27 protein-coding genes are annotated in these 24,433 nt (G+C 65.4%); 14 read left to right on the forward strand and 13 right to left on the reverse strand.

Going from position 1 to position 24,433, the window contains the following annotated elements:
* Window positions 1-9: 9 nt before the first annotated feature.
* From ASF77_RS01440 to ASF77_RS01475, 8 genes are all read right to left on the reverse strand, one after another.
* Window positions 10-2,412, reverse strand: a complete 2,403-nt coding sequence (locus ASF77_RS01440; RefSeq protein WP_162244817.1) for a PAS domain-containing hybrid sensor histidine kinase/response regulator — start codon at window positions 2,410-2,412, stop codon at window positions 10-12.
* Window positions 2,413-2,455: 43 nt separating this feature from the next.
* Entirely contained in the window at window positions 2,456-2,818 is a 363-nt protein-coding gene (locus ASF77_RS01445; protein WP_056333368.1) for a hypothetical protein, read from the reverse strand.
* Window positions 2,819-2,909: 91 nt separating this feature from the next.
* Window positions 2,910-3,158: a hypothetical protein gene (locus ASF77_RS01450; protein WP_056333372.1), complete on the reverse strand. Its 249-nt coding sequence runs from the start codon at window positions 3,156-3,158 to the stop codon at window positions 2,910-2,912.
* 66 nt (window positions 3,159-3,224) lie between these two features.
* Complete coding sequence (locus tag ASF77_RS01455) at window positions 3,225-6,149, reverse strand: hypothetical protein (RefSeq protein WP_056333375.1); 2,925 nt, start codon at window positions 6,147-6,149, stop codon at window positions 3,225-3,227.
* A gap of 70 nt (window positions 6,150-6,219) precedes the next feature.
* The gene (locus ASF77_RS01460; protein WP_056333378.1) at window positions 6,220-7,335 is read right to left on the reverse strand and encodes an effector-associated domain EAD1-containing protein; all 1,116 of its coding nucleotides are present in this window, start codon (window positions 7,333-7,335) and stop codon (window positions 6,220-6,222) included.
* On the reverse strand, window positions 7,332-8,408 hold the full coding sequence (locus ASF77_RS01465; protein ID WP_056333380.1) for a trypsin-like peptidase domain-containing protein: 1,077 nt from the start codon (window positions 8,406-8,408) through the stop codon (window positions 7,332-7,334). Before ASF77_RS01465 ends, ASF77_RS01460 begins: the two co-directional genes overlap by 4 nt.
* A 101-nt stretch (window positions 8,409-8,509) precedes the next feature.
* Window positions 8,510-9,073 (reverse strand): gamma-glutamylcyclotransferase, encoded by a 564-nt coding sequence (locus ASF77_RS01470; RefSeq protein WP_056333382.1) that lies wholly within the window; start codon window positions 9,071-9,073, stop codon window positions 8,510-8,512.
* A 71-nt stretch (window positions 9,074-9,144) separates the two neighbouring features.
* Entirely contained in the window at window positions 9,145-10,065 is a 921-nt protein-coding gene (locus ASF77_RS01475; protein ID WP_056333384.1) for a LysR family transcriptional regulator, read from the reverse strand.
* A 110-nt stretch (window positions 10,066-10,175) separates the two neighbouring features.
* On the opposite strand from ASF77_RS01475, the gene ASF77_RS01480 reads away from it, so the two are divergent.
* Both ASF77_RS01480 and maiA read left to right on the forward strand, forming a co-directional pair.
* Entirely contained in the window at window positions 10,176-11,216 is a 1,041-nt protein-coding gene (locus ASF77_RS01480) for a fumarylacetoacetate hydrolase family protein (RefSeq protein WP_056333385.1), read from the forward strand.
* The gene (gene maiA / locus ASF77_RS01485) at window positions 11,213-11,857 is read left to right on the forward strand and encodes a maleylacetoacetate isomerase (RefSeq protein WP_056333391.1); all 645 of its coding nucleotides are present in this window, start codon (window positions 11,213-11,215) and stop codon (window positions 11,855-11,857) included. Before ASF77_RS01480 ends, maiA begins: the two co-directional genes overlap by 4 nt.
* Before the next feature lie 115 nt (window positions 11,858-11,972).
* On the opposite strand, the gene ASF77_RS01490 is transcribed toward maiA, so the two are convergent.
* Entirely contained in the window at window positions 11,973-12,413 is a 441-nt protein-coding gene (locus tag ASF77_RS01490) for a CBS domain-containing protein (protein ID WP_056333395.1), read from the reverse strand.
* Window positions 12,414-12,558: 145 nt separating this feature from the next.
* Here ASF77_RS01490 and ASF77_RS01495 point away from each other — a divergent pair, with 145 nt between their 5' ends.
* The 12 genes from ASF77_RS01495 (at window position 12,559) to ASF77_RS01550 (ending at window position 21,933) form a co-directional block, all read left to right on the forward strand.
* A complete protein-coding gene (locus ASF77_RS01495; RefSeq protein WP_056336165.1) occupies window positions 12,559-13,329 on the forward strand; it encodes a hypothetical protein in 771 nt (256 codons plus the stop codon).
* Window positions 13,330-13,543: 214 nt separating this feature from the next.
* A complete protein-coding gene (gene iscR, locus ASF77_RS01500) occupies window positions 13,544-14,035 on the forward strand; it encodes a Fe-S cluster assembly transcriptional regulator IscR (RefSeq protein ID WP_056333401.1) in 492 nt (163 codons plus the stop codon).
* A gap of 13 nt (window positions 14,036-14,048) precedes the next feature.
* Window positions 14,049-15,305, forward strand: coding sequence for an IscS subfamily cysteine desulfurase (locus ASF77_RS01505; protein ID WP_056333404.1), 1,257 nt, complete (start codon window positions 14,049-14,051; stop codon window positions 15,303-15,305).
* Window positions 15,306-15,329: 24 nt separating this feature from the next.
* Window positions 15,330-15,716 (forward strand): Fe-S cluster assembly scaffold IscU, encoded by a 387-nt coding sequence (gene iscU, locus ASF77_RS01510; protein WP_056333406.1) that lies wholly within the window; start codon window positions 15,330-15,332, stop codon window positions 15,714-15,716.
* A 27-nt stretch (window positions 15,717-15,743) separates the two neighbouring features.
* Complete coding sequence (gene iscA, locus ASF77_RS01515) at window positions 15,744-16,067, forward strand: iron-sulfur cluster assembly protein IscA (protein WP_056333409.1); 324 nt, start codon at window positions 15,744-15,746, stop codon at window positions 16,065-16,067.
* 7 nt (window positions 16,068-16,074) lie between these two features.
* On the forward strand, window positions 16,075-16,590 hold the full coding sequence (hscB, locus tag ASF77_RS01520) for a Fe-S protein assembly co-chaperone HscB (protein ID WP_056333412.1): 516 nt from the start codon (window positions 16,075-16,077) through the stop codon (window positions 16,588-16,590).
* A 179-nt stretch (window positions 16,591-16,769) separates the two neighbouring features.
* Window positions 16,770-18,659 (forward strand): Fe-S protein assembly chaperone HscA, encoded by a 1,890-nt coding sequence (hscA, locus tag ASF77_RS01525; RefSeq protein ID WP_056333415.1) that lies wholly within the window; start codon window positions 16,770-16,772, stop codon window positions 18,657-18,659.
* 63 nt (window positions 18,660-18,722) lie between these two features.
* On the forward strand, window positions 18,723-19,064 hold the full coding sequence (gene fdx / locus ASF77_RS01530) for an ISC system 2Fe-2S type ferredoxin (RefSeq protein WP_056333418.1): 342 nt from the start codon (window positions 18,723-18,725) through the stop codon (window positions 19,062-19,064).
* Window positions 19,065-19,078: 14 nt separating this feature from the next.
* Window positions 19,079-19,273 carry a Fe-S cluster assembly protein IscX gene (gene iscX / locus ASF77_RS01535; RefSeq protein WP_056333420.1) on the forward strand — a complete coding sequence of 65 codons (195 nt, stop codon included), beginning with the start codon at window positions 19,079-19,081 and terminating at the stop codon, window positions 19,271-19,273.
* Complete coding sequence (locus ASF77_RS01540) at window positions 19,260-20,165, forward strand: SAM-dependent methyltransferase (protein ID WP_056333423.1); 906 nt, start codon at window positions 19,260-19,262, stop codon at window positions 20,163-20,165. Before iscX ends, ASF77_RS01540 begins: the two co-directional genes overlap by 14 nt.
* Window positions 20,166-20,170: 5 nt before the next feature.
* Window positions 20,171-21,202 (forward strand): low-specificity L-threonine aldolase, encoded by a 1,032-nt coding sequence (gene ltaE, locus ASF77_RS01545; RefSeq protein ID WP_056333425.1) that lies wholly within the window; start codon window positions 20,171-20,173, stop codon window positions 21,200-21,202.
* The gene (locus ASF77_RS01550; RefSeq protein WP_056333429.1) at window positions 21,199-21,933 is read left to right on the forward strand and encodes an rRNA pseudouridine synthase; all 735 of its coding nucleotides are present in this window, start codon (window positions 21,199-21,201) and stop codon (window positions 21,931-21,933) included. The genes ltaE and ASF77_RS01550 overlap by 4 nt, the downstream gene beginning before the upstream one ends.
* Before the next feature lie 93 nt (window positions 21,934-22,026).
* Here the strand turns inward: ASF77_RS01550 and ASF77_RS01555 are convergent, their stop codons facing one another.
* Genes ASF77_RS01555 through ASF77_RS01570 form a run of 4 tightly spaced genes read right to left on the reverse strand, consistent with a single transcriptional unit; the run spans window position 22,027 to window position 24,296 of the window.
* A complete protein-coding gene (locus tag ASF77_RS01555) occupies window positions 22,027-22,560 on the reverse strand; it encodes an RDD family protein (protein ID WP_056333432.1) in 534 nt (177 codons plus the stop codon).
* Window positions 22,547-23,332 carry a DUF3106 domain-containing protein gene (locus ASF77_RS01560; protein ID WP_056333435.1) on the reverse strand — a complete coding sequence of 262 codons (786 nt, stop codon included), beginning with the start codon at window positions 23,330-23,332 and terminating at the stop codon, window positions 22,547-22,549. The genes ASF77_RS01555 and ASF77_RS01560 overlap by 14 nt, the downstream gene beginning before the upstream one ends.
* Window positions 23,329-23,730, reverse strand: a complete 402-nt coding sequence (locus tag ASF77_RS01565; protein ID WP_056333438.1) for a DUF3619 family protein — start codon at window positions 23,728-23,730, stop codon at window positions 23,329-23,331. Before ASF77_RS01565 ends, ASF77_RS01560 begins: the two co-directional genes overlap by 4 nt.
* Window positions 23,727-24,296: an RNA polymerase sigma factor gene (locus tag ASF77_RS01570; protein ID WP_056336168.1), complete on the reverse strand. Its 570-nt coding sequence runs from the start codon at window positions 24,294-24,296 to the stop codon at window positions 23,727-23,729. The genes ASF77_RS01565 and ASF77_RS01570 overlap by 4 nt, the downstream gene beginning before the upstream one ends.
* Window positions 24,297-24,433 lie beyond the last annotated feature (137 nt).

A 24,433-nucleotide genomic window follows, 5' to 3' on the forward strand; every position in this document is an offset into this window, starting at 1 on the left:
GAGCGAGGCTCAGTCCAGCACTAGCAGATCGAGAAACGCCATCACATGCGCTGGGGCGACCGGCTTGGTGAAATGCCTGTCGAATCCGGCTTCTTGCGAGCGCTGCTGGTCTTCACTCGTTCCCCATCCGGATACGGCGGCCAGGATGCAGCCGTCCAGGGCGGGATTGTCCCTGATCCGGCGCGCCACGTCGTAGCCGGTGAGTCCGGGCATGCCGATATCGAGGAAGGCCGCATGCGGGCGGAATTGTTCCGCGAGCGCGAGCGCTGTCTGTCCATCGTGCGCGACGCGCAGTTCGTGACCGGACATGCTCAGCAGCGAGGACAGGGTCAGCGCCGCATCGGCGTTGTCGTCCGCAACGAGGATGCGCAAGCGCTTGCCCGCCGGGGTGATGGAGCCGGGACTGGCGACCGCGGCCCGAGGGGACGGATTGGCGAGATCCAGGGGCAGGCGCACGACGAAGCTGCTGCCCTTGCCGACGCCGTCGCTCAGGGCTTCCACCTTGCCTTCGTGCAGGCCGACGAGCTGGCGCACCAGCGACAGGCCGATCCCCAGACCGCCCTGGGAATGCTGCATGTTGCGTCCGACCTGGCTGAACATGTCGAAGACCGAGTCGAGCGCATCGGCCGGAATGCCGATGCCGCTGTCGGTCACGGAAATACGGGCTTGGTCGCCTTCGCGCGCCATCGTCAATGTGATGCGGCCGCCTTGCGGCGTGTACTTGGCCGCATTCGTGAGCAGGTTGCCGATGACCTGGGCGATACGTGCCGGGTCGGCCAGCACGGGCAGGGACGCATCGTCCAGCCTGAGCGTCAGTTCATGCTGCCCTTTTTCGATCAGGGGCAGGCTGGTTTCCACCGCGTTCGACACGATGGACTTTAAATCGACCGCTTCCTTCCTGATCTCGACCTTGCCGTTGGTGACGCGCGCAATGTCGAGCAGATCGTCGATCAGATGCGACAACTGCTTCACCTGGCGTTCGATCATTCCGCGCACGTTCATGACGGTGTCGGTATGGCCGGAGCGCAGGCGGATGATTTCCAGGCCGGTCAGGATCGGCGCCAGCGGGTTGCGCAGTTCATGGGCGAGCACTGCCAGGAACTCGCTCAGGTTCTTGTTGGAGCGGGCGACTTCGTCGAACAGGGCGCGCTGCTTCGTTTCGGCCAGGCGCAGCGCCGCTTCGGTGCGCTTGAAGGCATCGATGTTCATCACCACCGTGACCTGGCCGGCGGGCGTGCCGTCGCTGTCGTGCAGCGGCACCGCCGCCACCTGCGTCCAGAGGTCGCTGCCGTCGTCGCGCTGGTAGAGCGCTTCCATGCCCGGCACGACCCGCTCGCCGCGCAAGGCGCGCGCTCCGGCGAAGTCGCTCAGTGCGACGCGGCTGCCGTCGGTGTGGAAGGACTGCCAGCGCACCTGCCGTGCCTCGTCCAGCGAGGGCAGGACATTGGTGGGCAGGTATTGATGCATTTCGTGGTTGGACAGGATAACCTTGCCCGTGCGGTCGACCACGGCCACGCCCACCGGCAAGGCTTCGAAGACCGCGGACAGCATGATGCGCGTCTGGTCGAGTGCCTGTTCGGCCTGCTTGCGGTCGCTGATGTCGAGGACGTTCCCGACAAAGCCCAGGAACTGTCCGGTGGCGCCATGACGGGGGCGGCCGGCATCGATGACCCAGCGGTAGCAGCCATCGGCATGCAGGAGCCGGTGTTCAAGGCTGAACGCGCTTTTCCGATCGTTTGCCTCGAGAAAAGCCTGACGCGCAGCCTCCCGGTCGTCGGGATGGATCGCCGCGATCCAGCCAAAGCCCAGGCCTTCGCTGTCGTCCTGGCCGGTGAACTCATGCCAGCCGCGCGACAGGAAGGAGCAGCTGCCATCCGCCTCCGTTACCCAGAGCATGGCCGGCGCCGCATTGGCCACTTCCATGAAGCGCAGGTCGCTACGTTCCAGCGCCTGTTTCGCGAAATGACGCTGCAGCACCGTGGTCGCCTGGTTGGCGCCGACGGTCAGCAGCAGGTGCTCGTTTTGGGTCGGGAAATCCGGCCGGCGCGACCCGGCGACCAGCGTGCCCAGCTCGCTGCCGATGCCGAACGGTACCAGGCTGACGCGCAGTGCCTCGCCACTGAGCGGATGCGCCAGGGTTGCCGCTTCCCCGAGCCCGGCTGCTGTCGCAGCGGCATCGCGCACCCTCCGCGCCAGGGGCAGGAACAGCGCCTCGCTGCCCGAAGGCGTGCTGCGCAGGGCGGCGAGCACGCTGCCGTCGGCTGCGCCATGGATTTCGATCGCGGCGAAATCGAGCGCCAGCGTTTTCGACAGCACGGCGGCGAGGCTGGCGATGATGTCTTGCGCGGGGAGATCCGCCCAGCCGGCCGACAGCGCCGTCAGCGCGACGAGGTCGCGTGTGGTCTGGCGCAAGTTCTCGAGCTCGGCAGTGCTTGTCCCGGTTTCCGCCATGGCCTTATACCGCCACCGTCACGGCGCCAACGCCCGCCTGGCGCACCCGCAGCGCCTGCAGCAGTTGCGGCGGTTGCGGCGCCGCGACGTGGAACGGATGGTTCCGCAGGATGCCGCCGACGATGCGCTCGCCGGGCGCCTGCGCCGTGGCGGCGTCGATGCCGTCCTGCTCCAGGCCAGTCAGGTGCGCCAGCTGCGGCGCCGGATCGGCGACGTGGAAAGCCCGTACTCCACGTTCGAACGCCTCCTTGTCGAAAGGCATGCGTACGCGATAGGCTTCTTCTTCCAGGTGGAAGAAGGCGCAGGCGCGGCAGGAGCGCGAGAGCGTGGCGCCGGCCGGGTTCACGGCCTGTTCGACGATCGACATGGGTCTTGGTAAGGATAAAAAGGGCAGCAAACTGTCAACGGGGAATCGGTGGGTGCCAGCCTAGCACAACTGGCCTGCCATCCCCAATGCGTCATTGGCCGACGCAAATGATCTTGGTCGCGTATTCCTTGGCATTGCTTTTCTTGCTCGCCGCCCAGTCGATGACTTCCTGGGCCTCGGCCACTGTCATGACCGTGGCTTTTTCCTTGTTCTTGATAAAGGAGACGCCTTCGAACTTGCCCTCCTTGCTGCGCATGACGCGGGCAAACACGGGCGGTTTCGATTCGCCGTCGGCGATCTTGTTTTGCTGGACGAGGTAACGCTGATCGTTGATATCCATGAGGTACGGGTGAAAGTGGGAGCAGGGCGCATTCTACCGGGATGCGCGCTGCGGCGGAACGGGAGACTACGACGTCGCCCCCTTCCCGGACAAGTGCGATGGCGATGGCTTCGATTGCGCCGCGCCTGAGAGGGAGCTTTGCAGCCGCTTGTTACGTCGAATGATCTCCTGTTTTACCAGCAGAGCGAAATGCACGATGTCGCGGTTGGAAAGGACACGCTCGACCAGTTGCCATAGCAGGTGGGGATCGATGTCGCGCAGCTGTGCGGCGAGCGTGTCGAGTTTTCCCAGCCCGAGCTGTTTGCCGGCTTGCAGCAGCTGGATCCAGAGATCGCCGAATTCGGCCACCAGGATGGCCTGCAGAGAGCCCAGTGCCAGCAGCCCACGCACCGCCAGGTTATCCGGAAAGTAGGGGGCAACCGAGCCGAAGGCCCGCAGGAGCAGCATCGCATCGACGTCGTCGCTGCCGAAACGAAGCGTTTCGATATCGGTTCTGACCCGGTCGAGGCAAGCCCGGTACAAGGGATCGGCCGGCAGCGCGTAGCGCTCGACGTCGGGCTTGGGCGCCGCTTCCGCCCCGACGGCGCCGATGGTCTGCAGGCCGCGTCCGATTTCGATCTCGGTGAGCTCGAGGATGTGTACCGCCACCCGGAAAACCTGGTAGTTGCGCGGCAGATCCTGCGTGGCCTGTTCGAAACGGCGCCACAGTTCCTCTGCCCTCATGCCAGGGGAACGGAACATCGGCCTGGCGTCCATGCCCATCGACAACTGGCACATCAGCAGCAGCAGGTCGAGGTAGTCGGGCTGCTCGGTCCTGTCCTCGCTTTCGTAGTACTGCAGCCCGGCCTGCACCAGTTTGAGGGCACGGCTCGCCTTGCCGGCCTGGGCCAGCGCGCGCGTGACCAGCACGAACAGCGGGCTCGACGGTTCCGGATCGGCGCCGCCGGCAAACTCCTTGTATTTCGCCAGCGCGCTGCGCGGGCTGCCGCGCGCCAGCAGCAGTTTCATTTCCTCGGCCTGGCGCAGGGTGCGCACGTCGCCCTGCAGTTCGTTGGCCTGGGTACGCCCGCTTTCGGCCAGCAGGGTCTGGTAGTCGAGCAGGTCGCGCGCGCGCGGCGGCAGTTCGTCGCGTGCGCTCGCCAGGTATTTCTCGACCCCCGATTGCCAGCGCTGCGACAGGATGTCGGGCGGCGTGTCCAGCATCATCAGGCAGTAGATTTCCTCGGCCCGCGCGCGTAGCGAGTCGCGCCCGGCATAGAAGCGCGCAGCGCTCTCGCGGATCGACCTGCACAGCTCTGGTTCGCTCTTGACCATCAGTTCGAGCAGCATCGACCGTACCTCGGGACGGTGTCGCAGCACCCATTCGCTGCGCTGGCTGACGAGGGAGCTGTACATGGCTAGCCGTTCGAACAGCATGCGCGCTTCGTCCTCGGTGTGCAGGCCGAGCTCGCAGGGAACATTGAGCACGTCGAGGATGAGGCGCGGCGTGAGCTCGCGCAGCACGAAGCCGGGATTGGCCAGCCGCTGCACCAGCGGGTCGGGAATATGGTCGATGAAGCGCCGGTAAAGAATGCCTTCCGCGAGATGCTCGTCCCACTCCGAACCGAACAGCTCATCGCCCGACACTTCGTCGAGGCGCTTGCCTGCGCGCTTCGCAATGGTGTCGATCAGCTGCACGGTCAGCTTCAGGCTCAAGGGATGGCCGTGAACCCGTTCGACGACCGTCGCGATCGCATCTTCCCGTTCGACACCGTAGGATCGAAGCAGCTGCGCCGCGTCGGCGTCGTGCAGCATGTCGAGATCGAGCCGCTCACGCGCGATCCACGGGGGTAGCTCGGTGCGCCCCGCCAGGATCACGCGCACCCACGGTGTGATTTCCCTGAGCTCTTCGAGGAATTTCCAGAACACCAAGAGGCGAGCGCCGGCGCGCTGCGTGACTTCTTCGAAGGTGTCGTAGACCAGCAGCAGGGTCAGCGTGCGGCTGGCGGGGAAGGCGCTTGCCATCAGGTTCTTGTAGCGGGACAGGTGGCGCGACTCGCGGCGTTCGCTCTGGCTGGCGTTGTTGATCGACTCGAGCGAATCGAACTCCGCGTTGTAATTGTGTCCGCCGGACAGGTCCCTCAGGATGTCCTGCTGCAGCTGGGTGAAGCCGGCAGCGCAGGCCGGCACCTGCATCGCCATCTGCGCCGCGATTTCCGCGAGTATCGACAAAGGTTCATCCTGCAAGATAGTGGCGCGGTCGAAATCGATATAGGCAAAGGCGAAGTCTTTGCCTGACGCGCGTTCGATGTAGTCGAGGAGGAATTTCGAGAGGAAGGCGGATTTCCCGATGCCGCCTACGCCGTGAATCAGGATCGGCTTTGCATGGGCCAGTCCCTCCAGCGACTTGAAGCTGCTGGCGAACTTGACGGCCGCGCGCCGCGCCTGTTGCAGGCTGGACGTCGGCAGGGTGTCGACGAAGCGTTCGAGTTTCCTGAACTCGGCGACGCGGCCAACGAAGTGCTTGTCGGCCAGCACCCGGAACTGTTGCAGGAATGCTTCGCGCTGCGCCAGCGCGGTGACGGCCTGTTCATCCGGCAATCCGGGGACGATGCCGCGCAGCAGCCGGATCGCCTGCAGACTGGCCTGCAAGTCGTCGAGCGTTGGATGTTCGTCCAAAGGCAGCATGTCGCCTGCCACATAGCGTTCGAACACTTGTTGGTAGGTGCTTTTGTCGTTCCTGTCGTTGAGTGCAAGCGCGCGGCGCAGGTCGTCACGCTTGCCCAGGATCCGCAAGGCTTGCCGGCGCAGGTCGTCGGGCAGGCGCCATATGAACTTGCCGTCGTCGGTTTCCTTGACGATGGCCACTTCCAGCAGGCGCGCGAGATCGGGTTCCGGAGTCGGCCCTTCCTCGGCATCGACGCTGCCACCCGGAAATGGAACGAGCGAGTCTGGATCGAAACTGTCCAGGACGGACGCGGCCAGCACGTACCCGTCGCGGTGCAGGGACATTGCCTCCGCGCCAAACCGCACTGCCAGGGGGACGAAACCATTCAAGTACCTGGTCGGCTCTGGATCGTTCTCAGATGAGATGTAGCTCATGGGCATGCAACCAGGTAAGGGTGGAATAGGCGTAGGGTGCATCCTTCTGCGGCATGACCTTGGCGATGTCGGCCAGGATCTTGTCGGCGGCTTCGTCCAGGGCCGTTGGCGCCAGCTGCTGGCCCGACTGGGCGCCGAGCTTCTGGAGGAAAGCCTTGATGTCGTCACGGCCGGGCAGTACGGCCGTGTCCTGGCCGAGCCGCAGCCGGATGTGCGGCTCCTGCAGCAGCAGCAAATCGGTGGGCTTCATATCGATCAGGACGATGCGCAGGTTCTGGCTGCGGTCGCAGGCATAGGTGAGCACCCTGGCCAGGGCTTCAGACATGGCCGAGTCGAGCATGCCGGGGGTGCTCACGTGATCGAATACCAGCCACAGCAGCTGCTGGTTGTTCTTGGCCACCAGGTCGAACTTCTGGATGCAGTTGGCAAACCATTTCGGTTCCGTCGTCAGCCCTTTCGGCAGCCGCGCGCGCGGCACTTCCATGCGCAGGTTGATCGCCTCCACGATGTCCTGGTAGCGCTTGGCAAGGGCGCCGCTGACGAAATCCTTGAAGTCGATCTTGGCGACAATGTTATCGGGCTTGAGCTGATCCAGCGTGCGCAGCAACTGGTAGGTGTAGCTCTTGCCACAAGCGGAATTGCCGCTGACGACGAGTACGACGATGCCCGAATGCCGGGTCTCCATCTCGTGCAGGGCGTCGCGAAGTCCATCGCGGCCGATGAAGCAGACGCGCTGCGCCAGGAACAGGGCGTTGAGGGGGGCGTTCACCGGCAAGCCCTGCAGCATCAACGCGGCCTTGCGCTCCGTGGCGACCTGCGCGGCAATGCTTTTGAGCGAGGCCCGCGGATGCAGTTGCAGGCCGTCGAGCAGCCGGTCGAGCATGGGCTGGTTGTTCTCGGCGGCCTCGATGAGGGCGGCGATATTGGCTTTCGTGCCGGCGTCGGGACTGCTGATCGCGCCCAAGTGGATCATGCACTTTTCGGCGAGATACCGTTGCAGCGCTTCAGGGCTCTGGAAGGCCTCGGCCATGACTGCCTTCAGGCGCAGACGCTGTTGGGGATCGAGTCGCATGATGGCAGGGGTGAGGTGGTTCACGTCACCAGGCCGCCGAGTCCACGCCGCTCGAGGTCGGCGAGAATGTCGCCCATCTGGATTGCCTTGTTAAAGCCGGTGTCGCCCCAGAAGTGCAGGGCGATCAGATCCATGCGCGAGTCGAATACGGGCGACCCGGACGAGCCCTCGGACGTGTTCGCCGTATGCCGTATGGCGGGGCCATCCACATCGAGGACGAAGCCGATCGTCAGGCGCATGGGAGAAGGCCGCGCATCGAGCCGGTCGAACGGGTGCTGCAGGATGAGGAGGGGCTCGTCCGGCTGCGGGACATAGGCAACCGGCGAAAAGTGGCCGCGCACGGCCGCCGCTGAACTGCTGCCGATCCTGTCCTTGCCGGCTGCCGTGGCCAGGCGCAGCAGGGCGTAGTCGAGGCCTGGCGACTTGTCCGGCCGCTTATAGGGATCGCTGGCGACCAGCCAGTCCTGCTCGACCAGCTTGTACACCTGGGTTTCCGAATTGAAGTTCCGGAAGCCGAAGGTGATTGATATCTTGCTGCCGGGTAGCACTACGGCGCTTTCCGGAGGCTGGGCGCACGCGATAACGTGATGATTGGTCATCACCAGGTCATCGGCGACCAGCAAGCCTGTGCCGTAGACCGCTTTGCCTTTTTCGATGCGATAGCTGATCAGGCAGACCCGGTATTCGGCCTCGCCGAGTTCGGCGATGAAGGGCGCTGCTGCCGGGAAGCCAGCGGCTTCGACGATCGTGCGTTCGACGCCCTGGGCGACGATTTTCCGCTCGACCGCGGGCGGTGGACTGCGCACATCGTCGAAAGGCCGGAAATTGAGGTCGAGCATTTCCTCGACATCGCGCAGTAGGACATTGCGCGGCCGTTCGGTGCGCGCCGCCGCCACCAGGTCGGGAATCCGGTCGTCCTGATCCATTGCCGTGATCAGGCGGTCGACCAGGTTGGAGAGCGAGTCATTGCCGCCTCCAATGTTTGCCAGCGGAAGCTCCAAGGCCTCGGCGGTGAAGCGGCCCAGCGACTCATTGGTCTGGAAGCCGGCCTCCAGTCCTTTCCGCAGCATTTCGCGTGGCTTGCCCACAAATGGCATGGCAGTCTCCTGGTCGAGGTTTTCGCTACCTATGCTTAGAGGCGCAAAGTTCGACCCGATTCCCGCCATGGACACCGGGCGTGATCCCGGTCAGCTTTCCGTCACGCGATCCCCGCCAGATGCCGTTCGATCGCAAACACGTGCTCGTCCGGCTTGCCCAAGTCCCTGAGCGCGCTGGCCAGTTCCAGGAGGTACTCGCGGTTCGGCCCGCTCGGCCCGTGTGCGCCAGCGATCTGCTGTGCGATCTCGCGCTCGCTCGCCGGCCCGAGGAAGGCGGCGTTGTCCTCGGTCGCGATGTACACCAGGCCGAGCACGCTGCTGCCGTCCTCGAAGCCGATGTCGACCGCCAGGCGCAGGTAGCCGTTCTTTTCGCGGTGGTCGAGGTGGGCGAATTCCTCGGGCGTGACCAGGTAGGCCATGCCGTGGCAGACGGCGCCGGGTGCGGGCACGAGGGTGACGACGCGCCCCGGCGCCGCTTCGGTGCCGCGGTGGTCGTGCGAGCCCTGCCAGAAGCGGCGCGTCCAGCCGCCGATGCTGGCAGGGCGCCGTTCGAGGTAGGGGAAGTCGGCCTTGAAGATCAGCGAGCCGTAACCGAACAGCCAGACCTGGTGGTGGCCGTCGAAGGTGTCCATGCGCCCGTTGATCGCAATGGTGTTGAGGGACATCTGTGGAACTCCGGCGAAAACGATGCGCCGATTCTAGCCCAGCGCGGCGAGCGGTGCAGGCGGCGGCCTGCTCAGACAGGCTGCTCCCGCGCCAGGCTGCGCTTGGCCTCCACATAGGGAAACAGGAAGTCGATGAAGCTCTCCGCCGCCGGCGACAGCGAGCGTCCGGCGCGCGTGTACACGAAAAAGCGGCGCGTCAGGCGCGGTTCCTCGAGCGGGCGCATGTGCAGCCGGTGCAGGCGTACCAGCGGCTCGGCGTAGGGCAGGCAGACCGTGATGCCCAGGCCCGCGCTGACCATCGCCAGCGCCGTCGTCATGAAGGTCACCTCGTTGGCGGGCTTGAGCGGCACCTCGCGCAGCAGCGCCTGCATGTCGGCCAGCAGGCGCGCGGTGAACTGGCCCTGCAGCGCGATGAACGGATAACGCGCGACGTCCTGCCAGGTGACGCGCTCGTTCGAAGCCAGCGGATGATCCTGCGGGCAGACCAGCGAGAAGGGCATTTCGAACAGCTCGCGCGCCTCCAGTTGCGGCGCCGCTTCGCGTTCCGGCCCGATGCCGAAATCGGACTCGCCCGAGAGCACGCGCGCGATGACGTTCTCGACCGCGCTGTCGGCCACGCGGACGTCGATGTCCGGAAAATCGGCACGGTAGGCGGCCACGGCCTCGGGCACCAGGGTGCAGCACATCAGCTGGGGTGCGGCGATGCGCACCACGCCCTTGCGCAGCCGCGTGTGATCCGCCACGTTCGCCAGCGCACCGTCCAGGTCATCGATCATCTGGCTAAATAGCGGATACAGCTCGCGGCCGATCTCCGTCAGGACGATGCGCCGGGTGGAGCGGTCGACCACGCGCGTGCCCAGCGTCTGTTCGAGCTCCTTGATCAGGCCCGAGAGCGCCGACTGGGTGACGTGCAGGTACTGGGCCGCCGAGGTGAAGTTGCCGGTCTTGGCGACGGCAACGAAGGCGCGCATCTGGCGCAGGGTGGGATTCATAAGACAATCCGATAAATCGGGCGAAAAATATTGTTTGTATGATAGTCCGAATTCATTTGTAATGTTGATACCGCGGTATCCGCTACAACAAAACGACGAAGGAAAACGCCATGAAACTCGCCACACTCAAAACCGGCGGCCGCGACGGCACGCTGGTTGTCGTCAGCCGTGACCTCGTCACCTGCCAGGCCGTCCCGAAGATCGCGCGCACCCTGCAATGCGCGCTCGACGACTGGGACGAGGCGGCCCCGAAGCTGCAGGCCGTCTACGAGCGCCTCAACGCCGGCAGCGCCGACAAGGCCGAATCCTTCATCGAGATGGAATGCCATTCGCCGCTGCCGCGTGCCTACCAGTGGGCCGATGGCTCGGCCTACATCAACCACGTGGAGCTGGTGCGCAAGGCGCGCAACGCCGACGTGCCGGCCTCGTTCTACACCGATCCGCTGATGTACCAGGGCGGCGGCGACTCCTTCATCGGCCCCTGCGATCCGATCGCGGTGCTGAGCGAGGACTGGGGCGTCGACCTGGAAGCGGAAGTGGCGGTCGTCACCGGTGACGTGCCGATGGGCGCGAGCGTCGAGCAAGCCGCGCAGTCAATCCGCCTCGTCATGCTGGTCAATGACGTCTCGCTGCGCAACCTGATCCCGAACGAACTGGCCAAGGGCTTCGGCTTCTACCAGTCGAAACCGGCAAGCGCCTTTTCGCCGGTGGCCGTCACGCCGGACGAGCTGGGCGACGCGTGGAACGACAGCAAGCTGCACCTGCCGCTGCTGGTCACGATCAACGACGCGCCCTTCGGTAAACCCCACGCCGGCGAAGACATGACCTTCAGCTTCGCCCAGCTGATCGCCCACGCGGCCAAGACGCGCGAACTGGGCGCGGGCAGCATCATCGGCTCGGGCACGGTGTCGAACAAGCAGGGCAACCTGCACGGCTCCTCGATCGCCAACGGCGGCGTCGGCTACTGCTGCCTGGCCGAGGTGCGCATGTACGAAACCATCGAACACGGCGCGCCGCAGACGCCGTTCCTGCGCTTCGGCGACAGCGTGCGCATCGAGATGCTGGACGCCGCCGGCGCGAGCATCTTCGGCGCCATCGACCATGAGGTGGCGCATTACCACGGCGCCCATCACCACGGGAGGAAAGAATGAAGCTCTATACGTATTTCCGCAGCTCGGCCGCCTATCGCGTGCGCATCGCCCTGAACCTAAAGGGCCTGAACTACGAGGCCCTGCCGGTGCACCTGCTCAAGGACGGCGGCCAGCAGCGCCAGGAAGAGTTCCGCCGCATCAATCCGAGCGGCCTGGTGCCGGCCTTCCAGGACGAGCGCATCACGCTCACCCAGTCGATGGCGATCATCGAATACCTGGACGAGCGCTACCCGGCCGTGCCCCTGATGCCGCACGACGCCCCGGGCCGCGCCCGCGTGCGCGAGCTGGCCCAGATCGTCGCCTGCGACATCCACCCGCTGAACAACCTGCGCGTGCTGAAGCACCTGGTCAATGAGCTCAAGCTGAGCGAAGAGCAGAAGACCGAATGGGTGCGCCACTGGATCCGCGAAGGCCTGGCAGGGCTGGAAGCCCACCTGGCGCGGGATCCGGCCGCCGGCCCGTTCTGCCACGGCCAGTCGCCGACGATCGCCGACTGCTTCCTGGTGCCGCAGGTGTTCAACGCCCAGCGCTTCGATATCGACATCGGTGCATATCCGAACATCAGCCGCATTTATGCGCTGTGCGTGGATCTGCCGGCCTTCGCGGCCGCGCACCCATCGAAGCAGCCGGACGCGGAGTAAGAGCGCCCGACAACACAGCCATGGCTGCGTTGCAGCGCCTCGCCATACTGTCGTACTGGCTTCGGCGCTGCGCCTTGCTCTGGCAGTGTTCTCAGGCGCTCTGACGGTGGACGATTTATTGCTGGGTCGAGCGATCCGGCTCCGACGGCGTCGAGATCTCGTCCAGGGTGCGGTCGACGTCGGCCGAATGCTTGGTCGCGACGTCGCCCAGCGAGACGATGCCGATCACCTTCGACGCCTCGTCGAGCACGGGGATACGGCGGATCTGGACGTCGCCCATCTGCGCCAGCACCTCGTCCACGCTCTGGTTCGGGGTGCAGGTGCGCACGTCAATGCTCATCACTTCGTTCACCTTCGTCGTGACCGGGTTCTGGCCGGCCGCGACCGAGCGCACGGTGATGTCGCGGTCGGTGATCATGCCGACCAGCTGCTCGCCATCGAGCACGGGGATGGCGCCCACGTTCAGTTCGTCCATCAGCTGCGCGGCGCGCTGCACGGTTTCCTGTGGCGAGATGGTTTGCACGTCGCGGGTCATGATGTCCTGGATCGTTTGCATCGTCGGTCTCCTTGTGGTTGGGTGGATGGGGCGACCACTATGCCGCGAATTTTAAAACCGCCACGCCAGCTTGACGCGCGGAATGGCCGCGCCCGCCGGCCGCGGCCTGCGCTACAATCCGCCTCTTTTTTCGACCGTCCCGACCATGACTTGCGCCCCCATTCCTCCCGCCTTCATCGACGCGCTCGACCGGGCCGACGCCTCCTGGCGGCCGCACCTGCTGCGCGGCCTGGAAGCGGTCGCGGAGGCCGATCCGGCCTACCTGCCCGCGCTCGCCGCGGACGATTACCTGCCCACCCACGGCCGCCTGTTCGCCGCCTTTGCACAGCCCCTGGAGCGGGTGCGCTACGTGCTGGTGGGGGAGGGGCCGTATCCGCGCGCCGAAAGCGCGACCGGGGTCTGCTTCATGGACGGCGCCGTGGGCGAACTGTGGAGCGAAACCGGACTATCGAAGCCCGTCAATCGGGCGACCTCGCTGCGCAATTTCATGAAGATGCTGCTGGTGGCCGACGGCCAGCTGCAGGTCGAGGATACCGGCGGCGCGGCGCTGGCGCCGGTGGCGAGGGCGGCGCGCGAGGGCAGTTCGATCCGGACGCTGGCCCAACTGCAGGACAACCTGACGGCCGAGGGGTTTCTCCTGCTGAACGCGGCGCTGGTGTTTCGCAAGCACGTGGCCCCGGCGCTCGATGCGCGCGGCTGGCTGCCTTTCCTGCAGACGGTGCTGGCCGTGCTCGCCGCGCAGCCGGCGGCGCCGACGCTGGTGCTGTGGGGGAAGATCGCGGAGCAGCTGCGCAAGCTGCCGGAGACGGCCGGGCTGCCGCAGGTGGTGGCGGAGCATCCGTATAACCTGAGCTTTATTGGGCACGAGGGGATGCAGACGCTGTTCGGGCCGATGCGCTTGCTGCGGGCACGATAGGGAAGCGTCGTGCCCTCAACCGGTCGAAAACGCACCGCTACCCACGACAAAACCACGTCCACCGTTTTTGGGCCCGCCAAGACAAGCCCCCCGGAATTTGCTATACTTGACTAAATCGTTCAACTAATCCGGTCTTTCAGCTTCAGCACCGAAGACCTGTGAAAAGGGGATGAGAAATGAACAAGAGCAATATTTTAACATTACCGGGGTTGTGATGCGTCTGACCACCAAAGGCCGTTTTGCTGTCACTGCGATGATCGATCTTGCCCTGCGCCAGGGTAACGGTCCGGTCACGCTGTCGGGCATCAGCCAGCGCCAGGCCATCTCGCTGTCCTACCTGGAGCAGCTGTTCGGCAAGCTGCGCCGCCACGAGATCGTCGAATCGATCCGCGGCCCGGGCGGCGGCTACAGCCTGGCGCGTCCGGCGGAAAAGGTGACGGTGGCCGACATCATCATCGCCGTCGACGAGCCGCTCGATGCGACCCAATGCGGCGGCAAGGAAAACTGCCACGGCGCGGACGCCGCCAGCGGCATCCGCTGCATGACGCACGACCTCTGGACGACGCTGAACGCCAAGATGGTCGACTACCTGGACTCGGTCTCGCTGCAAGACCTGGTCGACCAGCAGAAGCAGAAAGAACAGAACGTCGTGGTGGTGCACCGTGCCCCTACTACCGCCACCGCCACCGCACAAACTGAAGTATGACTGGAGTGAACTGATGAACGCGCCTTTGGACAAAAAAATCGAGCAGAGCTTCGTGACTGCGCCGCATTTCCCGATCTACATGGATTATTCGGCGACGACGCCGGTCGACCCACGCGTGGCCGACAAGATGATCCCGTTCCTGCGCGAGCAGTTCGGCAATCCCGCCTCGCGCAGCCACATGTACGGCTGGTCGGCGGAAGCCGCGATCGAAGAGGCGCGCGGCCATGTCGCCGCCCTGGTCGGCGCCGATCCGCGCGAAATCATCTGGACGTCGGGTGCGACCGAGTCGAACAACCTGGCGCTCAAAGGCGCGGCCAATTTCTATAAAACGAAGGGCAAGCACATCATCACGGTGAAGACCGAGCACAAGGCCGTGCTCGACACCGTGCGCGAGCTGGAGCGCGTCGGTTTCGAAGCGACCTACCTCGAGCCGCAGGACAACGGCCTGATCACGATCGAACAGCTCGAAGCGGCCATCCGCTCGGACACGATCCTGGTTTCGGTCATGCTGGTCAATAACGAGATCGGCGTCATCCAGCCGATCGACGCCATCGGCGAACTGTGCCGCTCGAAGGGCATCATCTTCCACTGCGACGCCGCGCAAGCGACGGGCAAGGTGCACATCGACCTGGAAAAGACCAAGTGCGACCTGATGACCTTCACCGCGCACAAGACCTATGGCCCGAAGGGCGTCGGCGCCCTGTACGTGCGCCGCAAGCCGCGCATCCGCCTGGAAGCGCAGATGCACGGCGGCGGCCATGAGCGCGGCCTGCGTTCGGGCACGCTGCCGACGCACCAGATCGCCGGCATGGGCGAAGCCTTCCGCATCGCGAAGGAAGAGATGGACGCCGAACTGGTCAAGGTGAAAGCGCTGCGCGACCGCCTGGCCAAGGGCCTGCTGGAGATCGAAGAGGTCTACATCAACGGCGACATGGAACACCGCGTGCCGCACAACCTGAACGTTTCGTTCAACTACGTCGAAGGCGAGTCGCTGATCATGGCGATCAAGGACATCGCCGTGTCGTCGGGTTCGGCCTGCACCTCGGCCTCGCTGGAGCCATCGTATGTCCTGCGCGCCCTGGGTCGCAGCGACGAACTGGCGCACAGCTCGATCCGCTTCACCATCGGCCGCTTCACGACCGAAGAGGACATCGATTTCACGATCGAACTGCTGAAGTCGAAGGTCGGCAAACTGCGCGAACTGTCGCCGCTGTGGGACATGTTCAAGGAAGGGATCGACCTGAATTCGATCCAATGGGCCGCACACTAATTCAAGAATTCAAGGAGCACTACCATGGCATATTCCGATAAAGTCCTCGACCACTACGAGAATCCACGCAACGTCGGCGCCTTCGACAAGGGCGACGAATCGATCGGCACCGGCATGGTCGGCGCACCGGCCTGCGGCGACGTGATGAAGCTGCAGATCAAGGTCAACGAGCAGGGGCTGATCGAAGACGCGAAGTTCAAGACCTATGGCTGCGGTTCGGCCATCGCCTCGAGCTCGCTGGTGACCGAATGGGTCAAGGGCAAGACGCTGGATCAGGCGCTGGCCATCAAGAACACGCAGATCGCCGAAGAACTGGCGCTGCCGCCGGTGAAGATCCACTGCTCGATCCTGGCCGAAGACGCAATCAAGGCCGCTGTCGCCGATTACAAGACCAAGCACGCAACTGCGTAAAGTTAGACCGGAGCTGGAGAAGAACGCATGGCAATCACACTGACCGAAAAAGCGGCGAAGCACATCAATCGCTACATCGAGCGCCGCGGCAAGGGCCTCGGGCTGCGTTTCGGCGTGCGCACCACCGGCTGCTCGGGTCTCGCCTACAAGCTGGAGTATGTCGACGAGGCGGCGGCCGAGGACAACGTCTTCGAGTCGCACGGCGTGAAGGTCTTCGTCGACCCGAAAAGCCTGCCCTACATCGATGGCACCGAGCTCGATTTCGCCCGCGAGGGCCTGAACGAAGGCTTCCGCTTCAACAACCCGAACGTCAAGGACAATTGCGGTTGCGGCGAGAGCTTCCGGATCTAAGCCGGTGATGCAGAATCACTTCGAGCTGTTCGGGCTGCCGGCCCGCTTCGACGTCGACATGGCCGCGCTGGACGCGGCCTATCGTGAAGTCCAGGGGCGCGTGCACCCGGATCGCTTCGTCAACGCCACCGGCGCCGAGCAGCGCGTCGCCATGCAATGGGCCACGCGCGCGAACGAAGCCTATCAGACGCTGAAGCACCCGCAAAAGCGCGCCCAGTACCTGTGCGAGCTGAACGGCGTCGACCTGCAGACCGAATCGAACACGGCGATGCCGATGGCCTTCCTGATGCAGCAGATGGAATGGCGCGAAGCACTCGGCGACGCGCGCGCGGCCAAGGATGGCGCGGCGCTCGACGCCCTCGACGCCCAGGTGCGCGGCGAGCGCAAGGCGATGCTGAAGCGGGTCGGCACGCAGCTCGACGCGGGCGACTTCCAGCAGGCCGCCGAAGGCGTGCGCGCGCTGATGTTCCTCGACAAATTCGGCGACGAGGTACAGTACGCGTTCGAGGCGATCGAAGGGTAGAACAGCGGCACGTCGTGCCGAAGGGACGTAGGGTGGGCGCCCCGTGCCCACGCGGAACGATGCGCCAACACGACGCATGCTTCACGCGTGGGCACGGGGCGCCCACCCTACAAACGTGAGACCAATCACGCATCCCGCCCGACTGGCACCACACAGAACAACAACCAGGTAACACGAACATGGCACTTTTGCAGATCTCCGAACCCGGCATGTCGACCGCACCGCACCAGCACCGGCTGGCGGTGGGCATCGACCTGGGCACCACCAACTCCCTCGTCGCCACCGTGCGCAGCGGGATTCCTGAAGTGCTCAGCGACGAGGACGGCCGCGCATTGATGCCATCGGTCGTGCGTTATCTCCCCAACGGCAACGCCCACATCGGCCGCAAGGCACAGGCGCAGCGCACGCTCGACCCGAAGAACACCATCGTCTCGGTCAAGCGTTTCATGGGCCGCGGCCTCAAGGACATCGCCCACGCCGAGAACCTCCCGTATGATTTCGTCGACGGCGAAGGCATGGTGCAGATCCGCACCGTGGCCGGCGTGAAAAGCCCGGTCGAGACCTCGGCCCAGATCCTGGCCACGCTGCGCCAGCTGGCCGAGGATTCGTTAGGGGACGACCTGGTCGGCGCCGTCATCACCGTGCCCGCCTACTTCGACGACGCCCAGCGCCAGGCCACCAAGGACGCGGCCCAGCTGGCCGGCCTGAACGTGCTGCGCCTGCTGTCCGAGCCGACCGCCGCCGCGATCGCCTACGGGCTCGATCACGGTTCCGAAGGCGTATATGCCGTCTACGACCTGGGCGGCGGCACCTTCGACATCTCGATCCTGAAGCTCTCGAAGGGCGTGTTTGAAGTCCTGTCCACCGGCGGCGATTCGGCCCTGGGCGGCGACGACTTCGACCACCGCCTGTTCTGCTGGGTCACCGAGCAGGCCAAGCTCGCTCCGCTGTCGGAAGAAGACACGGCCACCCTGATGGTGAAAGCGCGCCAGGCCAAGGAACTGCTGTCGACCAACGACGAAACGACGATCGACGCCGTGCTGAACTCGGGCGAACTGGTGCACGTGAACCTCACCGCGCAGACTTTCGCCGAGATCACCAAGCACCTGGTCGGCAAGACCATGAACGCCATCCGCAAGGCCATGCGCGACGCCAACGTCAGCGTCGAGGACGTGGACGGCGTCGTGATGGTCGGCGGTGCGACGCGCATGCCGCACGTGCGGCGCGCGGTCTCCGAGTTCTTCCACACCATCCCGCACGCGAACATCGACCCGGACAAGGTGGTGGCGCTGGGCGCCGCCATCCAGGCGAACCTGCTTGCCGGTAACCGCGCCGCGGGCGACGACTGGCTGCTGCTGGACGTGACGCCGCTGTCGCTCGGCATCGAGACCATGGGCGGGCTGGTGGAAAAAATCATCCCGCGCAATTCGACGATTCCCTGCGCCCGCGCGCAGGAGTTCACGACCTTCAAGGATGGCCAGACGGCCCTGGCCGTGCACGTGGTGCAGGGCGAGCGCGAGCTGGTGTCGGACTGCCGCTCGCTGGCGCGTTTCGAACTACGCGGCATTCCGCCGATGGCGGCGGGCGCGGCGCGCATTCGCGTCACCTATCAGGTCGATGCTGACGGCCTGCTGTCGGTCGCCGCGCGCGAGACGCGTTCGGGCGTCGAAGCCTCGATCACCGTGAAGCCGTCGTACGGCCTGGCCGATGACGAGGTGGCGCGCATGCTGCAGGATTCGTACAGCTCGGCGCAGGTCGACATGCAGATGCGCGCGCTGCGCGAAGAGCAGGTCGAGGCTGAGCGCATCCTGCTGGCGACGCAGTCGGCGCTGGACAGCGATGCCGGGCTGCTCGACGAAACGGAGCAGGGCGCAGTTGCCGGCCTGCTGCAGGCGGTACGCGATGCGATCGCCACCTCGAACGACACGGCGATCGAACCGGGCCTGCGCCAGAACGCGCTGCACGACGCGGTGCAGGCCCTGGCCCACGGCACCGAGGAATTCGCTGCGCGGCGCATGGACAAGAGCGTGCGCATGGCATTGGCCGGCAAGTCTTTGAACGAAGTGTGACGTAGGGTGGGCGCCCCGTGCCCACCATACAAGAACGATATAAATAATTGAAGAGGTAACAAAGTGCCACAAATCGTCATCCTGCCGCACCCGGTCTTCTGCCCAGACGGCGCCGTCCTGGACGCGCCGAGCGGCAAGTCCGTCTGCGACGTCATGCTGGAAAACGACATCGAGATCGAACACGCCTGCGACCGCGTCTGCGCCTGCACCACATGCCACGTGATCGTGCGCGAGGGCTTCGAGTCGCTGAACGAGCAGGAAGAAAAAGAAGAAGACATGCTCGACAAGGCCTGGGGCCTGGAGCCGAATTCGCGCCTGTCGTGCCAGGCGATCGTGGCGGAAGAGGATCTCGTGGTCGAGATCCCGAAATACACGATCAACCACGCAGCCGAGAAGAACCACTGACAACGGAAACTGCCATGAAGTGGAACGAGGTGACGGCCATCGCCGAAGCGCTGTTCGAGAAGTACCCGGACGTCGACCCCGCGACCGTACGCTTCGTCGACCTCCACAACTGGGTCGTCGGACTCGAGGGCTTCGACGACGACCGCACGCGCGGCGGCGAGCGCGTACTGGAAGCCATTCAGGCGGCATGGATCGATGAAGCACGCTAAACAAATCATTACCAAAGCCCCGGCACCGCTGGAGCTTCCTCCAGAGGTGCGTCCCGGGCAGTCGATCGAACTGCTCAAGGAACTGCACATCCTCACGCGCGACGCGAAACTCAACCAGGACAGCCGCCGCAAACTGAAGCAGGTCTACCACCTGATCAACTTCATCGAGCCGCTGGTGAAAGACGTGCGCGCGGAGAAGGGCAGCGTCTCCCTGGTCGACCACGGCGCCGGCAAGTCCTACCTCGGCTTCATCCTGTACGACCTGTTCTTCAAGGGCCTGCAAGACGCTTCGCACATCTACGGCATCGAGACGCGCGACGAGCTGGTCGCGAAATCGACCGAGTTGGCGGCGCGCCTGGGCTTTACCAACATGTCCTTCCTGCCGCTGTCGGTGGCCGAGTCGACCACCTCAAGCCAGCTGCCCGAGACGATCGACATCGTGACCGCGCTGCATGCCTGTAATACCGCGACCGACGACGCCATCGACTTCGCGCTGAAGAAAAAGGCCAAGCACATGGTGCTGGTGCCGTGCTGCCAGGCCGAAGTAGCGACCGTGCTGCGCAAGAACAAGGGCAAGGATCTGGGCAAGAGCGCGCTGACCGAAATCTGGCGCCATCCGATCCACACGCGCGAATTCGGCAGCCAGGTGACCAACGTGCTGCGCTGCCTGCAGCTGGAAGCCCACGGTTACCAGGTGACGGTGACGGAACTGGTGGGCTGGGAGCACTCGATGAAAAACGAGCTGATCGTGGCGACATATAAAAACCTGCCGCGCCGGCGTCCGAGCGAGCGCCTGCAGGAAGTGCTGTCCACGCTGGGCCTGGAAGAGATGGGCCAGCGTTTCTATGCTTCTCGAACGGCGCAGCTTGACGCCGTCACCAACGACGACTGAAGACCATGAGCGAAAAAATCACCTGGATCGACCTGCGCAGCGACACCGTCACCCAACCGTCCGAGGCAATGCGCGCCGCGATGGCCGCCGCCGAAGTCGGCGACGACGTCTACGCCGACGATCCGACCGTCAACCGCCTGCAGGACTACGCGGCCGACCTGTTCGGCTATGAGGCAGGCATGTTCGCGCCGAGCGGCACGCAAACCAACCTGATCGCGCTGATGACCCACTGCGGTCGCGGCGACGAATACCTGGTCGGCCAGGAAGCGCACACCTACAAGTACGAAGGCGGCGGCGCCGCAGTGCTCGGTTCGATCCAGCCGCAGCCGATCGCCAATCAGGCGGACGGTTCGATCGCGCTGGCCGATATCGAGGCCTACATCAAGCCCGACGACATGCACTTCGCGCGCACCCGCCTGCTGGCGCTGGAAAACACCATCGGCGGCCGCGTGCTCGGCCAGGACTACATCGCCGCTGCCACCTCGCTGGCGCATGCGAAGGGCCTCGCCACCCACCTCGACGGCGCGCGTGTCTGCAATGCCGCCGTCAAGCAGGGCATCAGTCTGCGCGAGGTCGTCAAGGGCTTCGATACGGTGTCGGTCTGCCTGTCGAAGGGCCTGGGCGCGCCGGTCGGTTCCGTGCTGCTCGGCCCGAAGGCCTTCATCGAGCAGGGCAAGCGCTGGCGCAAGATGCTGGGCGGCGGCATGCGCCAGGCCGGCGTGCTGGCGGCGGCCGCGCAGCACGCGCTGCAGCACAATGTGGCGCGTCTGGCGGAAGACCACGAGAACGCGGCCCTGCTGGCGCGCGGCCTGGCCGAGATCGATGCCCTGAGCGTCGGCACCCCGCAGACCAACATCTTCTGGATGGACATCCCGGCCGCCGCCTGCGAACCGCTGCGCGCCGCGCTGGCGGAGCAGGGCATCCGCGCCTCGATCGGCCCGCGTACGCGCCTGGTGACCCACCTGGACATCACGCGCGCCGACGTCGACACCGTCGTCGCCGCTTTCAAAACCTTTTTCAAGAACTGGCAAGCATGAGTGACGACGGAATCCGCCTGGCCAAGCGCGTGGCCGAACTGGCCGCCTGCTCGCGCGCCGAAGCGGAGCGTTACATTGCCAACGGCGGCGTGACGGTCGACGGCGCCACCGTCGAGGATCCGGCCACGCGCGTGACGCCGGCGCAGAGCGTGGTGCTGCTACCCGGCGCCAGCGCCGCGGAGGCGCCGCCGGTCACCATCCTGCTGCACAAGCCGGAAGGCATGAATTCGGGCGTCGGCATGCGCGGCGAGAACGCGCTGGCCTGCCTGTCGCCCGAGACGCTGGTGGTCGGCGGCCACGGCCAGCCGCGCTTCCTGAAGCGCCACCTGGCGCGCCTGACGCTGTGCACGCCACTGGAAACCGACGCCAGCGGCCTGCTGGTCTATTCGCAGGATTTTCGGGTCGTGCGCAAGCTGCTCGACGACGGCGAGCGCGTCGAGCACGAGTATGTGGTGGAGGTCTCGGGCGGCATCAGGGAAGGCGGTTTGGCGCTGCTGAACCACGGCTTGAGCTTCAGCGGCAAGCCGATCAATCCGATGAAGGTCAGCTGGCAGAGCGAAGGGCGCCTGCGCTTCGCCGCCAAGGGCGTGCGCGCCGGCCAGATCGAGCACATGTGCGCGCAAGTGGGCTTGACCGTCACCGACATCAAGCGCCTGCGCGTGGGGCGGATGTCGATGGCTGGGCTGGCGGTGGGGCAGTGGCGCTACCTGACGGACTACGAGCGGTTCTAGGTGTACCCTCGTGGAGTCGGGACTCCACCCTACGTGTACCGCCGTTTGTAGGGTGGAGTCCTGACTCCACGCGGTACGGCGCGTGCGTAACGCTTACTTCTTCGCCGGCTTCGGCAATTCGATCAAGCGCGTCCCCGCGATCCGGTCATGCAGGAACTGCCGATCCTTGTCCAGGAAGGCCGTCATCCCCCAGGCCAGCATCCCCAGCAGCAGGACAACCGTCCATTCCCCGACGCGGTGCAAATCGAGCAGCGCGCCCACGGCCAGGGCCGGCGCGAACCAGCCCCAGGCCAGCAGGTAGCGGATTGCCGCATTCCTGAAGGGCACCTTTGAAACACCCACCTTGACCACCTTGATGCGCCAGGTTTTCATGGCCAGCGTGAAGCCGCTGCCGCTCCAGGCGTGCACGAAATAGGCGGCCGTCACCAGGAACAGGAAGGCCATCAAGGCGGCGCGGAAAGCCGGGCCCTGGCGGTTGCCCGTGGCGAAAATGAAGAGGAAGACGGCCAGCGCCTCGACCGCGACCAGCAGGAAGGCTTCGTAGACCATGGCGATGACGCGGCGCCGGACGCTCGGCGTGCCGATGACGGGAGAGGCGGGTATTGCCGTTGGATTAACCGTTTGCATTCGATGGCGCGGGAGCGGTGGCGGGTTGGGCGGTCGGGGCGGGCGCTGGCGGCACGGCCGGGGCAGGCGCGGCCGGTGGCGTCAATGCGGGCGGCGTCGCGGCGGGCGGCGCCGGCTGGGTGATCACGGGCGCCGCCGGAATCGCCGCGGGCGCCTGCAACGAGATGCAGGAGGCGCCACGGCGCGTGGTGCCGGCCGGGCAGCTGGTCGGAGTGACAACGGTGTTCGCCGCCGGCGGGCTGGCCGGCGCGGCCGGGTTCTTGCGGGCGGCCGACTGCGCCAGGCGCTGTTTCTCGCGCGGCGTGAGCTGCTTGTAGTTTTCCCAGTTGGCGGCGCGCTCGCCCGGCGCGAGCTTGCGCGCCTTGTTGTAGTTCTCGCGCGCCAGGCTGCGTTGCGCCGGCGTCAGGCGCATCCATTCGCGCATGCGCTCGTGCACGCGCGCCTGTTCTGGTGCATCCATCGAGGCGAAGCGGCGCGACATCTCGAGCCATTTTTTCTTGCGCAGGCCATCGAGCGCATCCCATTCGGAGCGCAGCGGGGCCAGGGCGATCTGCTGGGCCGGCGACAGGTCGCGCCAGAGCGGCTTGTCCTGCATGCCTGGGATCTTGACGGGGGTACCCGGCGCGCCGGCGGCCGTGGCGGCGCTGCGCGCACCGTTTGCGCCATCGTCCCCTGCGAGTTGCCAGACGGCCCAGGCCGCGAGGCCGGCCAGCACCACCGCCAGCGCGGCGATCCAGCCGAGGCGGCGGGGCTTGGAAGGGGGTGTCCTCATTGGTGGCGCTGTTGCGACTCCAGGTAGGCATTGAAGCCATGGTCGAGGTAGGCCGTCAGCGGCAATTCGTCGGCCAGCACGGCCGCGTCGAGTTCGGCCAGCTCGGCGATGCGCTGCTGCTGGTCGTACTGGTAAAGCCCGCCCAGGCCGACCACCAGCGCCAGCAGGGGAATGGCCACACCGAGGCGGCCGAGACCGGCGCCGGAGAAGCGGAAGTCGACATCGAAGAAGCGGCGGCGCGCAGGCTGGGCCGTGGCCGGCGCGTCGGCCTTCTTGCGCGACAGCGCCAGCGCGCGCGCGGCGGCCAGGCGCTCGGTGGTGGACGCCGGCAGCGCGTCGAGGTTTTCGTTCAGGGCGTGGCGCAGCTTGTACGCCAGGTTGATGTCGTCGGTATTCATAGTTGTATTCCCTTGGCCCGCAAGGCATCGGCAAGGGTATGCGTCGCGCGAGAGCAATGCGTTTTCACACTGCCCTCGGAGCATCCCATCGCCGCGGCCGTTTCAGCCACGTCCATATCCTGCCAGTAACGCATAAGGAAGGCTTCACGTTGACGCGCCGGGAGCTTTTGTATCTCCGCTTCGATCAGGCGCAGGGTCTGGGTGCGTTCGACCTCGTCCATGCTCGACTCGGCCGCCGCGGATCCTTCCTCCGCTTCGTACGATTCGAGTATATCAAAGTCCTCGTCGCTTCCTTCCCGCCGGCCGAGGCCGGAGAAGAGGCTGACCCAGGTGTTGCGCACCTTTTCGCGGCGGAAGTAATCGAGGATGGTGGTCTGCAAGATGCGCTGAAACAACATCGGCAGTTCGGCGGCCGGCTTGTCGCCGTATTTTTCGGCGAGCTTGATCATCGCGTCCTGCACGATGTCGAGCGCCGCCTCGTCCTTGCGCACCGCGTACACGGCCTGCTTGAACGCCCGCCGTTCGACATTCTCGAGGAAGTCGCCTAGTTCTTTGTCTGTCGCCATGCGCTGAGGAGGGTGATGCGCGCAGGTACTTGGCCTGTGCTTTATGGAAAACTCACGAATCCTAGCAAAAATCCCCCCGATCTGCATCGTTATTGCTCAGTGTCGGGCAAGGGAGGTGCGGATCTGCCTTCAAACGC

It is taken from the genome of Massilia sp. Leaf139 (genome assembly GCF_001424165.1).
Classification (GTDB): Bacteria; Pseudomonadota; Gammaproteobacteria; order Burkholderiales; family Burkholderiaceae_D; genus Telluria.

What these genes read in the sequence shown, in the direction of transcription:
- ASF77_RS01445 (WP_056333368.1), bottom strand. Translation starts at nt 2,818, where the DNA reads ATGTCGATCGTCGAACAGGCCGTGAACCCGGCCGGCGCCACGCTCTCG.
- ASF77_RS01450 (WP_056333372.1), bottom strand. Translation starts at nt 3,158, where the DNA reads ATGGATATCAACGATCAGCGTTACCTCGTCCAGCAAAACAAGATCGCC.
- ASF77_RS01455 (WP_056333375.1), bottom strand. Translation starts at nt 6,149, where the DNA reads ATGTCCCTGCACCGCGACGGGTACGTGCTGGCCGCGTCCGTCCTGGAC.
- ASF77_RS01465 (WP_056333380.1), bottom strand. Translation starts at nt 8,408, where the DNA reads ATGCCATTTGTGGGCAAGCCACGCGAAATGCTGCGGAAAGGACTGGAG.
- ASF77_RS01470 (WP_056333382.1), bottom strand. Translation starts at nt 9,073, where the DNA reads ATGTCCCTCAACACCATTGCGATCAACGGGCGCATGGACACCTTCGAC.
- ASF77_RS01475 (WP_056333384.1), bottom strand. Translation starts at nt 10,065, where the DNA reads ATGAATCCCACCCTGCGCCAGATGCGCGCCTTCGTTGCCGTCGCCAAG.
- ASF77_RS01480 (WP_056333385.1), top strand. Translation starts at nt 10,176, where the DNA reads ATGAAACTCGCCACACTCAAAACCGGCGGCCGCGACGGCACGCTGGTT.
- maiA (WP_056333391.1), top strand. Translation starts at nt 11,213, where the DNA reads ATGAAGCTCTATACGTATTTCCGCAGCTCGGCCGCCTATCGCGTGCGC.
- ASF77_RS01490 (WP_056333395.1), bottom strand. Translation starts at nt 12,413, where the DNA reads ATGCAAACGATCCAGGACATCATGACCCGCGACGTGCAAACCATCTCG.
- ASF77_RS01495 (WP_056336165.1), top strand. Translation starts at nt 12,559, where the DNA reads ATGACTTGCGCCCCCATTCCTCCCGCCTTCATCGACGCGCTCGACCGG.
- iscR (WP_056333401.1), top strand. Translation starts at nt 13,544, where the DNA reads ATGCGTCTGACCACCAAAGGCCGTTTTGCTGTCACTGCGATGATCGAT.
- ASF77_RS01505 (WP_056333404.1), top strand. Translation starts at nt 14,049, where the DNA reads ATGAACGCGCCTTTGGACAAAAAAATCGAGCAGAGCTTCGTGACTGCG.
- iscU (WP_056333406.1), top strand. Translation starts at nt 15,330, where the DNA reads ATGGCATATTCCGATAAAGTCCTCGACCACTACGAGAATCCACGCAAC.
- iscA (WP_056333409.1), top strand. Translation starts at nt 15,744, where the DNA reads ATGGCAATCACACTGACCGAAAAAGCGGCGAAGCACATCAATCGCTAC.
- hscB (WP_056333412.1), top strand. Translation starts at nt 16,075, where the DNA reads ATGCAGAATCACTTCGAGCTGTTCGGGCTGCCGGCCCGCTTCGACGTC.
- hscA (WP_056333415.1), top strand. Translation starts at nt 16,770, where the DNA reads ATGGCACTTTTGCAGATCTCCGAACCCGGCATGTCGACCGCACCGCAC.
- iscX (WP_056333420.1), top strand. Translation starts at nt 19,079, where the DNA reads ATGAAGTGGAACGAGGTGACGGCCATCGCCGAAGCGCTGTTCGAGAAG.
- ASF77_RS01540 (WP_056333423.1), top strand. Translation starts at nt 19,260, where the DNA reads ATGAAGCACGCTAAACAAATCATTACCAAAGCCCCGGCACCGCTGGAG.
- ltaE (WP_056333425.1), top strand. Translation starts at nt 20,171, where the DNA reads ATGAGCGAAAAAATCACCTGGATCGACCTGCGCAGCGACACCGTCACC.
- ASF77_RS01550 (WP_056333429.1), top strand. Translation starts at nt 21,199, where the DNA reads ATGAGTGACGACGGAATCCGCCTGGCCAAGCGCGTGGCCGAACTGGCC.
- ASF77_RS01555 (WP_056333432.1), bottom strand. Translation starts at nt 22,560, where the DNA reads ATGCAAACGGTTAATCCAACGGCAATACCCGCCTCTCCCGTCATCGGC.
- ASF77_RS01560 (WP_056333435.1), bottom strand. Translation starts at nt 23,332, where the DNA reads ATGAGGACACCCCCTTCCAAGCCCCGCCGCCTCGGCTGGATCGCCGCG.
- ASF77_RS01565 (WP_056333438.1), bottom strand. Translation starts at nt 23,730, where the DNA reads ATGAATACCGACGACATCAACCTGGCGTACAAGCTGCGCCACGCCCTG.
- ASF77_RS01570 (WP_056336168.1), bottom strand. Translation starts at nt 24,296, where the DNA reads ATGGCGACAGACAAAGAACTAGGCGACTTCCTCGAGAATGTCGAACGG.